Origin of the sequence: Pseudoalteromonas sp. SR45-4 (assembly GCF_014163535.1) — a bacterium.
GTDB lineage: Bacteria > Pseudomonadota > Gammaproteobacteria > Enterobacterales > Alteromonadaceae > Pseudoalteromonas > Pseudoalteromonas nigrifaciens.
The window spans coordinates 1-12,440 of sequence record NZ_JACJDO010000005.1 but is presented as its reverse complement, the minus strand read 5'-3'; the positions used below and the strand labels follow the sequence as shown (position 1 = coordinate 12,440).

The 12,440-nt window shown below is 35.3% G+C and carries 10 protein-coding genes and 1 pseudogene; 10 read left to right on the top strand and 1 reads right to left on the bottom strand.

What is annotated here, in order from left to right:
* The first annotated feature begins 3 nt into the window (after positions 1–3).
* The 8 genes from H5058_RS18615 to H5058_RS03610 all read left to right on the top strand — a co-directional run bounded on the left by H5058_RS18615 (position 4) and on the right by H5058_RS03610 (position 9,293).
* Positions 4–1,272, top strand: a complete 1,269-nt coding sequence (locus tag H5058_RS18615) for an O-antigen ligase family protein (protein ID WP_182676896.1) — start codon at positions 4–6, stop codon at positions 1,270–1,272.
* A gap of 122 nt (positions 1,273–1,394) precedes the next feature.
* Positions 1,395–2,507: a glycosyltransferase gene (locus tag H5058_RS03640; protein ID WP_182676894.1), complete on the top strand. Its 1,113-nt coding sequence runs from the start codon at positions 1,395–1,397 to the stop codon at positions 2,505–2,507.
* A complete protein-coding gene (wecB, locus tag H5058_RS03635; protein ID WP_220485783.1) occupies positions 2,507–3,580 on the top strand; it encodes a non-hydrolyzing UDP-N-acetylglucosamine 2-epimerase in 1,074 nt (357 codons plus the stop codon). The genes H5058_RS03640 and wecB overlap by 1 nt, the downstream gene beginning before the upstream one ends.
* On the top strand, positions 3,570–4,802 hold the full coding sequence (locus H5058_RS03630; protein WP_182676892.1) for a glycosyltransferase family 4 protein: 1,233 nt from the start codon (positions 3,570–3,572) through the stop codon (positions 4,800–4,802). Before wecB ends, H5058_RS03630 begins: the two co-directional genes overlap by 11 nt.
* Positions 4,786–5,382, top strand: a complete 597-nt coding sequence (locus tag H5058_RS03625; protein ID WP_220485782.1) for a sugar transferase — start codon at positions 4,786–4,788, stop codon at positions 5,380–5,382. The genes H5058_RS03630 and H5058_RS03625 overlap by 17 nt, the downstream gene beginning before the upstream one ends.
* Complete coding sequence (locus H5058_RS03620; RefSeq protein ID WP_182676890.1) at positions 5,375–5,998, top strand: acetyltransferase; 624 nt, start codon at positions 5,375–5,377, stop codon at positions 5,996–5,998. Before H5058_RS03625 ends, H5058_RS03620 begins: the two co-directional genes overlap by 8 nt.
* Before the next feature lie 36 nt (positions 5,999–6,034).
* Positions 6,035–7,210 (top strand): DegT/DnrJ/EryC1/StrS aminotransferase family protein, encoded by a 1,176-nt coding sequence (locus tag H5058_RS03615; RefSeq protein WP_182676888.1) that lies wholly within the window; start codon positions 6,035–6,037, stop codon positions 7,208–7,210.
* Between the two features lie 148 nt (positions 7,211–7,358).
* Positions 7,359–9,293, top strand: a complete 1,935-nt coding sequence (locus H5058_RS03610) for a nucleoside-diphosphate sugar epimerase/dehydratase (protein WP_182676886.1) — start codon at positions 7,359–7,361, stop codon at positions 9,291–9,293.
* Positions 9,294–9,468: 175 nt separating this feature from the next.
* On the opposite strand, the pseudogene H5058_RS03605 reads toward H5058_RS03610, so the two are convergent.
* Positions 9,469–9,858 (bottom strand): annotated as a pseudogene (locus tag H5058_RS03605) (MBL fold metallo-hydrolase RNA specificity domain-containing protein); the annotation flags it as partial.
* Positions 9,859–10,081: 223 nt separating this feature from the next.
* Here H5058_RS03605 and galU point away from each other — a divergent pair.
* Both galU and H5058_RS03595 read left to right on the top strand, forming a co-directional pair.
* Positions 10,082–10,963, top strand: a complete 882-nt coding sequence (gene galU / locus H5058_RS03600) for a UTP--glucose-1-phosphate uridylyltransferase GalU (protein ID WP_182676885.1) — start codon at positions 10,082–10,084, stop codon at positions 10,961–10,963.
* 1,091 nt (positions 10,964–12,054) lie between these two features.
* Positions 12,055–12,381, top strand: coding sequence for a four helix bundle protein (locus H5058_RS03595; protein WP_182676883.1), 327 nt, complete (start codon positions 12,055–12,057; stop codon positions 12,379–12,381).
* Positions 12,382–12,440: the final 59 nt, after the last annotated feature.

Sequence of the window (12,440 nt, the reverse complement as noted above, 5' to 3'; positions counted from 1 at the left end):
AATGTGCAAAAGCTTAATATTTTAAGAAAGTTGACTGTGCTTTTTTCAGTCTTTTTTTTATTAACTCCGACAGTTAAGGTTCCAGGTTTTATTGGAATTAGGTTAGATGATTTATTGGCATTTTTAATTATTTTTTTATTTTTTCTATTATCTAAATCGGCAACCATCAGTGTTAAAGTACCAGTACGTGCAGGTTTAATACTCATATTTTCATTATTATTGCTAATCTCTATTTCATGGGGGGCAACCTATGGCCTTCCTACTAGCATTCTTGATTTAACAAAATATATTTGGCTTGCGAAGCTGTTTGTTATTTATTTAGTTTTTTATAATTATATTTATTTTGATACTACAGTTGATAACGTTATAGAGAGAAGAAATGCTGCTTTATCATCCATAGTAACTATAGCCTCTGTGTCAGCTTTAATCTGTATGAGTCAGTTTTTTAATCCATTAAATATTAATAACTATTACGTCCCATTTGTCGCACCAACTCAATTTACTACGCTTATTGAGGGGTATGGAACACCCAGAGTTGTGGGAATGATAGGAAATCCAAATGCACAAGGTTATCTAATGGCTTTAACCTTGTTATCTGGTTTGTATTTAATGTTAACGAATGCTTCTAGGTTGTTAGGTATTAAACTACTATTAATATTTATAGCTATGATAATGACTCTTTCAAGATCTTCATTAGCTGTTTTTGTTATAGGAGCTCTATTTTTATTTTTTTTTTATAAAAAGGATAAAATGTTTTCTTATTATAAATACTTGGTATTAACACTTATGGGAATATTTTTATTTGGAGCTTTTGTTTTTTTGAAAGAAAATGAAGTTATTTATAATTTAATTCTATGGCGTTTTGAAGGGCTTGCTAATATCATGGATGATAAAAGCTTTATCACACGTTTTCATGGGTGGATTATAAATATAGAGTATTTTACTTTAAGTCCAGTTTTTGGTGTTGGCCCTCTTCCTAGAGGTGGTGAAGTATTTGGTGCATCAGATAATGAGTGGCTATTCTTTTTAAGGTCCTATGGGGCTGTGGGAACGTTCTGGCTATTCTTTTTTTTATTTTTTTCCTTTCTTTTAAATAATTCATTAAAGGTATCCTCGATAAGAAATTTTAATTACTTCTCTTTATCAGTTGTTATCATGACATCTATATACATGATCCCAGCAGGAGTGATAACTAGCAGTAGTCTTAGCTCACTGTTTGTGGCTATCTTAGCTTTTAACGATAAGCAAATTTTTGCTTTTACAAATAAGTAAAGTTACTTTCTTAGAGTACTCATTGAACATAAAGCTTTTCTGCTTTTTATACTCCTAATAGTTCTATATGTAGGGTTGTATTTAAGTTTATAATATTAGTAATTACAACAAGTGGTAATGGTATGAAGTATAAAGTAACTCACTTAACATCTGCACATCCTAGACATGACATTCGAATTTTTTTGAAAATGTGTAGCTCGTTAGCAAAAGAAGGCTATCTTGTTAACTTAGTTGTTGCTGATGGTGAAGGAGATGAAATTTGTAATGAGGTAAATATATTCGACACAGGAGAAAAAGCTAAAGGTCGAATTGAGCGAATGACTAAAACTGTCAACAGTGTTTATGAAAAAGCAAAAGAATTAGATTCTGATATATATCATTTGCATGATCCTGAATTAATCCCGATAGGAGTAAAATTAAAAAAGTTAGGGAAAATAGTTGTATTCGATGCACATGAAGACTTACCTAAGCAATTAAAATCAAAGCCATATTTAAATATTTTCTTTAGGAAGATCCTCCCTGTGGTATTCGGTCTTTATGAGCGGTTTGTATTCAGGAAGTTTGATGCTTTAATCGGAGCCACATCTTCTATTACTAATAAATTGAAAAAAATAAACTCAAACTCGTTTACAGTTAATAATTATCCAATTTTAGGTGAATTAAGTTCAGATCTAAGCACAACATGGGACGTCAGGGCTAATGAAGTTTGTTATTTAGGTGGAATCGCCGAAATAAGAGGAATTAAACAAGTTATAGCTTCTCTTGATGAAACTCCAAATATAAAGCTTAATCTCGCTGGGCGCTTTTCTGAAAAACATGTAGAAGAAGAGGTTAAATCTTGGGACGCTTGGAATCAAGTAAATGAGCTTGGCTTTATTAATCGCGAAGAAGCTGCAAAAGTTTTAGGGCGTTCAAAAGCGGGCATTGTTACCTTTCATAACTATCCTAATCACGTAGATGCACAACCAAATAAAATGTTTGAATACATGTCAGCTGGTTTGCCAATTATTACTTCAAATTTTCCAATGTGGAAGGATGTTGTTGAAGGTAATAATTGTGGTATTTGTGTTGATCCAATGGATATTTATGCTATTGCTGAAGCTATTAATTATATAATCAATAACCCTAAAGATGCAGAGCTTATGGGGATTAATGCTTTAGCTGCAATTAAAAATAAATATAATTGGTCTGTGGAAGAGCAGGCGCTGTTCAAATTATATAAGGAACTATTATAATGACTAAAGTTGTAACCATATTGGGTGCAAGGCCTCAATTCATTAAAGCTGGTAGTGTAAGCCGCGAGTTTGCAAAATATGATAATTTTAAAGAAGTTATCATTCATACTGGGCAACATTATGATGCAAATATGAGTGATGTTTTTTTTGATGAAATGAAAATTCCAAAACCAGATTATTTTTTAGGTATTGGTGGTAAGTCTCATGGGGCTATGACTGGTCAAATGATCGAGAAAATTGAAGAAGTACTTTTGAATGAAAGCCCTGATTGGGTTCTTGTTTATGGTGATACTAATTCAACATTAGCTGGCGCTTTAGCCGCTTCTAAGCTTCACATTAAAGTTGCGCATATAGAAGCAGGTTTACGCTCATTTAACATGAAAATGCCAGAAGAAGTAAATCGAATACTTACAGATCGTATTAGTTCAATTTTATTCTGCCCAACACAAACTGCAATAGATAATCTGCAAAGTGAAGGCGTTAATAAATGGAATACTCAAATTGAATTATCAGGTGATGTAATGCAAGATGGCGCTATTTTTTATAGAGAGCTTGCTGAAAAACCATCTGATCTGGCTTTAGATAGTGAATTTATATTATCAACCATACATCGAGCTGAAAATACAGATTCGGAAAAAAGACTAACTGCAATTGTGGAATCATTAAATGAAATCGCAGAGCAGGTTGCCGTTGTACTACCTTTACATCCACGCACAAAAATTAAGCTTGAAGCTTTACATGTTAAGTTATCTTCAAAAATCAAATTAATTGATCCTGTAGGCTACTTAAATATGGTGTGGTTAATTGATAACTGCAAGCTAGTCATGACAGACAGCGGCGGATTACAAAAAGAGGCTTTCTTTTTTGAAAAACCTTGTATTACTCTCAGAGATGAGACTGAATGGGTAGAGTTAGTTGAACATAATTTTAATGTCTTAGTTGGTGCAGATAAGACAAAAATTATAAGCACTTTTGACGAACACACTTTCTCAAATGATTTTAATATTGATTTATATGGCAGTGGGCTTGCTTCTAGTAATATTGCGAATGCTTTAATTGATTATGAAAAATAACATTTGGTACATATCAAAATATGCCAACATAAAAGAGTATGGAGCAGATACAAGGCAGGCCAGTTTTTGCGAAGAATTTGCAAAAACTGGCCATAAAGTTAGGCTTATTACATCGAACTCTTCTCATTTGTATGGTAATTTACCAAATTTCAAAAGTCGTTATTTCGACATGAAGAGTAATAACTTTGATGTTACTTGGGTAAATACTTTAAAATACTCAAAAGCTACAAGCATTAAACGTATTGTTAGTTGGTTATGGTTTGATTTTTTTGTATTTATGATGGCGTTTAATAAAAAATATGAAAAACCTGATGTTGTAATTGCGTCTTCGCTATCCTTGTTTACAGTTTTAACTGGCTGCTTTTATAAGAAGTTTTATAAGGCTAAGTTTATATTTGAAGTAAGGGATATTTGGCCGCAAACATTGATTGATTTAAAAGGTTTTAGCTCAAAGCATCCTTTAATTTGGTTTTTGAATAAAATAGAAAAATTAGGTTATAAATATTCAGATGCCATAGTTGGTACTATGCCTGGTTTAAAGCTGCATGTTGAAAATGAAGTGGGCCTTGGTTCTAAAGTGCGGTGTATTCCACAAGGTGTGAGCTTGGCTTTTTATGATAATAGTCAAGAAAAGTTGAGCGAAGAGTATGTTGAACAATACATACCTAAGAATAAATTTATTGTAACTTACACAGGGACTTTTGGGGAAGCTAATGCTCTAGAGTATATAATTGATTCTGCAAAAAAGTTGAGACATTTAAGCTGCATACATTTTTTATTAGTTGGAGATGGGTATTTAAAAGATCATTTGATAGAAAGTGCTAAAGAGCTTACGAACATCACTTTTGCTCCTAAAGTAGTAAAAGAGCAAGTGCAGCATTTGCTGAGCTTATCAGATTTACTTGTTGCCTCAGTACGTGATGAAAAAATATATAAATACGGAATTTCATTAAATAAGTTTATAGATTATATGTATGCAAAAAAGCCTATAGTTTGTATGTACTCTGGTTACCCATCTATGATAAATGAAGCTAAATGTGGGGAGTTTACCCCTGCTGAAAATAGTAATAATTTTGCAAGTACAATTGAGAAATACCAACTAATGACTCCATTGGATAGAAAGTTGATCGGTGGTCTTGGTTATAATTTCTTGATAAACGAAAGAAGCTTTGACGTGTTAAGTAGAAAGTATATGGAGTTATTTAATGAAGCGTCTCTTTGACTTTATAGTTGCTCTGAGCGCATTACTTTCTTTATTGCCTGTAACGATTGTAGTTGCTCTACTAATTCGTTTTAAATTAGGTTCACCTATTTTATTTACGCAGAATCGTCCAGGTTTACACGGTAAAGTATTTAAAATGATGAAGTTTAGAAGCATGCTTGATGCTAAAGATAAACACGGTAACTTGTTGCCTGATAATGAGCGTATGACTAAATTTGGTTCATTTTTACGCTCTACCAGTTTAGACGAGTTACCAGGGCTATTTAATGTGTTAAAAGGCGATATGAGCTTAGTAGGGCCTCGACCTTTATTAGTGCAATATTTACCTCTTTACAGTACTGAGCAAGCGCGTCGTCATAATGTGCGCCCAGGTATTACTGGTTGGGCACAAGTGAATGGCCGTAATGCGATTAGTTGGGATCAAAAATTTAAATTTGATGTTTGGTATGTCGATAATCAAAGTTTTTTTCTCGACTTAAAAATTTTATTCCTTACCGTAAAAAAAGTTTTTGTACGTGAAGGAATAAGTGCTGATGGGCATGTAACTATTGAGCCATTTAAAGGTTCTAATAATGACTAAAAAGCTCGCTATAATTGGTGCAAGCGGCCATGGTAAGATTGTTGCTGATATTGCCGAACAGCTTGGTTTTACTGTTAACTTTTATGATGATGCTTACCCAAGTAAGACGCATATTGAACATTGGCCAATACTGGGAACATGTGCTGATTTAATCGCTTTAAATAATGTTAAGCTTAATAAAAGTGTTGTAGTTGCGATTGGTAATAACGACATCCGCCAGCAAAAAATAAAGTTATTACAAAAAAATGGTTTTAGCCTTACTACCTTAATTCATCCAACGGCAATTGTAAGCCAATACGCAACAATAGCGCAGGGCACTGTGGTTTTTGCGATCGCTGTTATTAATGCATTTGCCAAAGTCGGCTCGGGTTGCATAATTAATACCGCAGCTATTGTTGAGCATGATTGTATCATTGGTGATTTTACCCATATTTGCCCAAATACGGCTTTAGCAGGTGGTGTTACTGTGGGTCGTAAAAGCTGGGTTGGTATTGGTAGCCATGTAAAACAATTAGTAGCAATTGGTGATAACTGTTTGATTGGTGCAGGTAGCACTGTTTTAAAGAATATACCGGATAACGTTACTGCATTTGGCTCTCCTGCAGTACCTCAATAAAAAGACCTTATTTCTATATAAATTAATAGGAACACCATGTTAAATACCCCATTTTCTCCTTGGCCTAGTTTCACATCAGATGAGGCCGATGCTGTTAGCCGTGTACTTTTGTCGAATAAAGTAAACTATTGGACCGGAACTGAAGGTCGTGAATTTGAAAAAGAATTTGCTACGTGGACTAATAGTGAATACGCAATTGCACTTGGTAATGGCACTTTAGCACTCGACCTTGCCTTAAAAGCATTAAATATAGGCGCTGGCGATGAAGTAATAACGACACCGCGTACCTTTTTAGCATCTGCCTCAAGCATTGTTACCGCAGGCGCGGCACCTGTTTTTGCTGATGTTGATTTAAATAGCCAAGGTATTACAGCTGCTAGTATTAAAGCGGTACTTACGCCTAAGACTAAAGCGGTTATTGTAGTGCATTTAGCCGGTATGCCCGCTGAAATGGATGCCATAATGGCGCTCAGTAAAGAGCATGGCTTTTATGTAATTGAAGATTGCGCCCAAGCACATGGCGCTAAATATAAAGGTCGTTCTGTAGGTAGTATTGGCCATGTTGGTGCGTGGAGTTTTTGCCAAGATAAAATTATGACCACTGGTGGCGAAGGCGGCATGGTAACCACAAACTCAAAAGAGTTATGGTCTGCGATGTGGAGCTACAAAGATCACGGTAAAAGCTTTGATGCAATTTATAATCGTGAGCATCCACCGGGATTTAGATGGCTTCACGAAAGCTTTGGTACAAACTGGCGCATGACTGAAATGCAGGCTGTTATAGGGAGAATACAGTTAACACGAATGGATGGTTGGAGTGCAAAACGCCAAGCGAATGCTGCTGAGCTAGATAAAGCTGCAAGTAAATTTAATTGTATACGCTTAGTTGCAGTGCCAGATTATGTTGAACATGCTGAATACAAGCATTATATGTTTGTAAAACCTGAACAGTTAGCAAGTGGCTGGGATCGCGACCGTATAGTTAATGAAATTAACGAGTATGGTGTACCATGCTTTCAAGGAAGTTGTTCAGAGGTTTACCTTGAAAAAGCATTCGATAACACCCCATGGCGACCAGAAAAGCGTTTACCAAATGCAGTAGAGTTAGGTGAAACATCACTAATGTTTTTAGTGCACCCAACACTTACTGAAGATGAAATAGCTAAAACTACTTTAGCTATAAATAATGTTTTATCTTCAGCTTCTAAATAACTATTTATTTGGGTAAATAACTAAGTCGTAAAGACCATATAAAGTTAATTTATATGGTCTTTAACTATTAAGTACAATACTTGTTCATCTTATAGTAAAATTACCACCTATATTATAGTAGCCTCACTGTTTATTTCAGGGAATACATGTGTCATTAAATTTACTTGTTAATTTACCTCGCCCTCAAAAAAGAGTGGTATCTCTTTTTATTGATAGTATTTTTATAACAGTAGCTTTTTGGCTGGCACTTCTGTTTCGCTTAGATAGCATACAAATATTTTCAAATATTCATAATTGGATTCTGCTAAGCGCCTTATTGCCTTTAAGCTTACTTAGTTTTGTAAAATTAGGACTATACCGTGCTGTTTTACGGTATATGAATACACAAGCACTGTGGGCAATACTTACTGGGGTTATATTTTCAACACTTTACTTGGTGGCCTTTTCGTTTTTTTTAAATGCACCTATTCCAAGAACAGTTCCGTTTATATACGCCAGTTTTTGTATATTATTTGTTGGTGGCGCAAGGTTAACAGTTAGAGCTGTTGTTGGAAAAATAACCATGCGTAAAAAAGAAGGAGTTATTATTTATGGTGCTGGTTCTGCGGGGCGTCAGCTTGCAACCGCACTTGCAAATGGTCCTGAGTTTTCTCCGATCGCATTTATTGATGATGACCCTAAAAAGCACTCAGCCTTAATACAAGGAATATGTGTTTATAGCCCTTCTCAAATTGGTAATATAGCTAAACAAAAATGTGTAAATAAAATATTACTCGCCCTACCAAGCGCCAAACGTAGCCGCCGAAAAGAAATACTTAATGCAATTGAAAAGTTTAAGTTACAGGTAATGACTATTCCAGGAATGGCTGACATTGTCTCTGGTAAAACTAGTGTAGAAGAAATTAAAGAAGTAGATATAGATGACTTACTAGGAAGAGATTCGGTAAAGCCGCGTGAGAGTTTGATGGCTGCTAATATTCAAAATAAAGTGGTCATGGTTACAGGCGCAGGTGGTTCAATTGGTTCTGAGTTATGTAGGCAAATTATTAAAAATAAACCTAAAAAATTAGTTTTATTTGAGCTTTCTGAATTTGCGTTATATGCAATAGAAAAAGAGTTATCTGAGTACTGTAAGTTAATCGATTCGAGTCTTGAAATTTTACCTATTTTAGGCTCTATTCAAAATAAAAAGCTTGTGTCGTCTACATTTTCAACTTTTAAAGTGCAAACTATTTATCATGCTGCAGCTTATAAACATGTTCCATTAGTTGAACATAATGTAATAGAAGGTGTGCGCAATAATGTATTTGGAACTTATAATGTTGCTACTGCCGCAATTGAGACTAAAGTTGAAACGTTTGTTTTAATATCAACTGATAAAGCAGTACGACCAACAAACATAATGGGTACTACAAAACGAATGGCTGAGTTAGTACTTCAGAGTCTTTCTGATATTCAAAATACAACACGCTTTACTATGGTTAGGTTTGGTAATGTATTAGGTTCATCAGGTTCGGTTGTGCCATTATTTAGAAAGCAAATAAAACAAGGTGGGCCTATTACTTTAACTCACCAAGATATAACACGTTACTTTATGACTATACCAGAGGCTGCTCAACTGGTAATTCAAGCTGGTGCTATGGGTGTTGGTGGTGATGTATTTGTGCTTGATATGGGAGAGCCAGTAAAAATAAAAGACTTAGCAACTAAAATGGTTCACCTTTCAGGACTAGAAGTGAAAACAGAAAAGCATATAACAGGCGATATAGAAATTAAGTGTACGGGTCTTCGCCCAGGGGAAAAGCTTTTTGAAGAATTACTTATTGGTGATAATGTTGTAGGTACAGACCATTCACGTATATTAAGTGCACTAGAAATTAAAATGCCTTGGTGTGAGTTAGAGCCATTTTTAGATCAATTAAAATTAGCGTGTGACCAATCGGAACACCCTCAAATACGTAAATTATTATTAAAAGCACCAACAGCATTCTCCCCATCTGATGGTATTTGTGATTTAAACTGGAATGAAAAATTAACGGATAGATCAAACGTAACTGTTTTACCAACAATTAATGGTAATTAAGATTAACTGAAGATAGATGCTTTAAAATATTTACTTAATATTCTTTATGATAATTTATCTTTTTTTGATTTATAACCTGTACTTATCGTTATAAAGCAAAGGCGCTAGAGGAACGAAATGCTTAGCATAGCATTTAGGTTACTTAAGCGTCTTGTATCTGTTTTTCGTTTCCTGTTTACTTTGCAATATCAATTTTGACTTCATACCCTAAAATCTCTCGGTATTTATCTGCTAGTGCATTTTTTGCATCATCATCGCCGTGCACTATTTTTATATGGCTGGGCTTTTTGTGCATGCCGGTTACAAATTTAATTAATCCTTTTTGATCAGCGTGTGCGCTGTAGCCGCTTATAGTGTGTACTTTGGCGTTTATGGTAATACGGGTGTTATTTATAAATACATAGCCGTTACGAGGGCCATATTTTTGAATTTCGCGACCTAACGTGCCACGCCCTTGGTAGCCTACAAATAGTATGTCGGTGGTTTTGTCACTTAAAAAGCGCTCTAGGTAATTTACAATGCGCCCGCCGGTGCACATGCCGCTGGCGGCTAAAATAATGGCGGGTATTATAAGTTACTTCTAAATGATATTGTGAAGTACAAGTCTGTATAATCAAATGATTATTGCTTTATAATAGAGCCAAGAGGCAGTAGCAAGAAGGTGATTTTTGGCGAGTTTAATTTAAGCTCGATTTTATTAATATCAACGCTTAAATTGTTATGCTATTCATCTTGGCGCAATTTTCTATCTGTTAAATTGCACAAATAAACACTATTAAAGGACTAGCATGAAAGCTGTAATCCCTGTTGCCGGTTTAGGCACACGTATGTTACCTATGACCAAAGCCATTCCTAAAGAAATGTTGCCTTTGGTTGATAAGCCACTGATTCAGTACATAGTAAATGAGTGTGTTGCTGCGGGTATAAAAGAAATTGTATTAGTAACGCATAGCTCTAAAAATGCGATTGAAAACCATTTTGATACCAGCTTTGAGCTTGAAGCTACGCTTGAAAAGCGTGTTAAGCGTGTTTTACTTGATGAAGTACGTTCTATTTGCCCACCTGATGTAACCATTATGCATGTACGCCAAGGTGAAGCTAAAGGTTTAGGCCATGCTGTATTGTGTGCAAAGCCTATTATAGGCGATGACGATTTTGTGGTGGTATTACCTGATGTAATCCTCGATGCTTATACCGCAGACCAAAAAATAGAGAACTTGGCAGCTATGATCAAGCGTTTTAACCAAACGCAAGCCAGTCAAATTATGCTAGAACCTGTCGCTTTAGAAGATGTAAGCAAATACGGTATTGCTGATATTAACGGTGTAGAACTAATCCCAGCTGAAAGTGCCGCTATTAATACCATGGTTGAAAAGCCAGCCACAGAGTTAGCTCCTTCAAACTTAGCGGTTGTTGGTCGTTATGTATTAAGTAAAAATATTTGGCCGCTACTTGCTAAAACACACGTTGGCGCTGGTGGCGAAATACAGCTTACCGATGCGATTGATGCACTAATAGCACAAGAAACGGTAGAAGCATTTCATATGAGTGGTCGTTCACACGACTGTGGAGATAAACTTGGTTATTTAAAAGCCATTGTTGAATACAGCCTACGCCACGAAACGTTAGGTGAAGAATTTACAGAGCATTTAAAAGCGCTAGTAAATTAGCCCTTACATAGTCATATCATTTTACCTTTAAGCAAAACAATCAGCGTATTCAGCGAGCCGTTTTACTGTAAATATCATACCAGTTAGCTATACAGTCGACTGATATGATATTTAATTTATTACCAAAATTTAATCTGTAAGCGAAAATATCCGTTTTACCATCTTTAGTGTTACTACGTTGGTACAGCAAAAGCCTCAGACTCGTCGATATCTAAATAAATAAATAAAAGTAATTGGTCACTCTCTATTTTTTTACGTACCCCTTTAATCTATGGAATAACAGATAATTGCTTAAACCTATCGTCAATATCTAAATCAATTAACTTGATCGGCTTCGCATTAATAATCTTGGCCGGTTGACACCGAATTTTATTTGCTCTTATTGAGCGCTGTTTTGCGTCGGTAACTCTCACCTTCGCAATGAATAATCGTTGCATGATCAACTATGCGAGTAATTGTCGCTAGATACATGATTTATTACTGTACTGAAGTCGAAAATGCCCACCTAAGAATATAGAACAGGGTGATCTTTAGAACAGGGTATTTTATTTTTTACCAGCCCTTTTATATTTAAACCTGTCCTTTAATTAGTCATTTACATGTGGACTGCATCAGGTATAATTCTGCGCTCATTTAGTTTGATGTTGTATATACTGCAATTGATTTAATGTGCAGATAGCTATGGAAAGCGAGTATTATTACCAGTCAACCTCGAAATAAATCGCGAGTATCCCGTAATAAATAAAAATACACTTCTCCAAAGCCAGTCACAAAAAATCAATTCTCAGTGCAGTAACGCAAGTTAAAAGCGACGAGCCAAAACAAAAAATACAATAACCTTTATGCAATTTGTAATTGTAGTTTTAATCTCACTTATAAATATCAAAATTTAAGCTGCATCAGTACGTAGGAACTGCAACCTAGGGGCGGAAGCGTGCCTGAAGTGATAGGTACGAGGTACTAGGCACTAGAAAAATATGAAAAGATAGGTGCTAGGTACTAGGCACTAGGAGGATATGAAGAGATAGGCGTGAGGAAGACCTAGAACCTAGAACCTAAACCCTAGAACCTAGCACTTAAAAGGAATTACTATGAAGTTTGAACAATTGGATGTTTGGAAAAGATCTTCAAGGTTGGCTTGCAATACATATAAGGCTCTAGCTAATTGCAGAGACTACGGATTTAAAGATCAAGTTACTCGTTCTGCTGTTTCAATTCCTTCTAACATAGCGGAGGGAATGGAACGTGACTCACAGGCCGATCAAGCAAGGTTTTTGTACTATGGTAAAGGCTCCGCTGGAGAGCTTGTAACGCAAATCTATATAGGCATAGAAATAGGCTTAATAGAAAGAGAACTAGGTTTAAAATTGATTGCTGAATCGAAAGAAGTTGCTAGTTATGCTAGTGGCACTAATTAAAATTAGAAAAAGCTCGATTAAAGAGCCAGAGCCGAATTATAATCTTGATGAACCTAGAA

Excerpts from the sequence above, each read along its gene's own strand:
- H5058_RS03640 (WP_182676894.1), top strand. The coding sequence starts at position 1,395 with ATGAAGTATAAAGTAACTCACTTAACATCTGCACATCCTAGACATGAC.
- wecB (WP_220485783.1), top strand. The coding sequence starts at position 2,507 with ATGACTAAAGTTGTAACCATATTGGGTGCAAGGCCTCAATTCATTAAA.
- H5058_RS03630 (WP_182676892.1), top strand. The coding sequence starts at position 3,570 with ATGAAAAATAACATTTGGTACATATCAAAATATGCCAACATAAAAGAG.
- H5058_RS03625 (WP_220485782.1), top strand. The coding sequence starts at position 4,786 with ATGAAGCGTCTCTTTGACTTTATAGTTGCTCTGAGCGCATTACTTTCT.
- H5058_RS03620 (WP_182676890.1), top strand. The coding sequence starts at position 5,375 with ATGACTAAAAAGCTCGCTATAATTGGTGCAAGCGGCCATGGTAAGATT.
- H5058_RS03615 (WP_182676888.1), top strand. The coding sequence starts at position 6,035 with ATGTTAAATACCCCATTTTCTCCTTGGCCTAGTTTCACATCAGATGAG.
- galU (WP_182676885.1), top strand. The coding sequence starts at position 10,082 with ATGAAAGCTGTAATCCCTGTTGCCGGTTTAGGCACACGTATGTTACCT.
- H5058_RS03595 (WP_182676883.1), top strand. The coding sequence starts at position 12,055 with ATGAAGTTTGAACAATTGGATGTTTGGAAAAGATCTTCAAGGTTGGCT.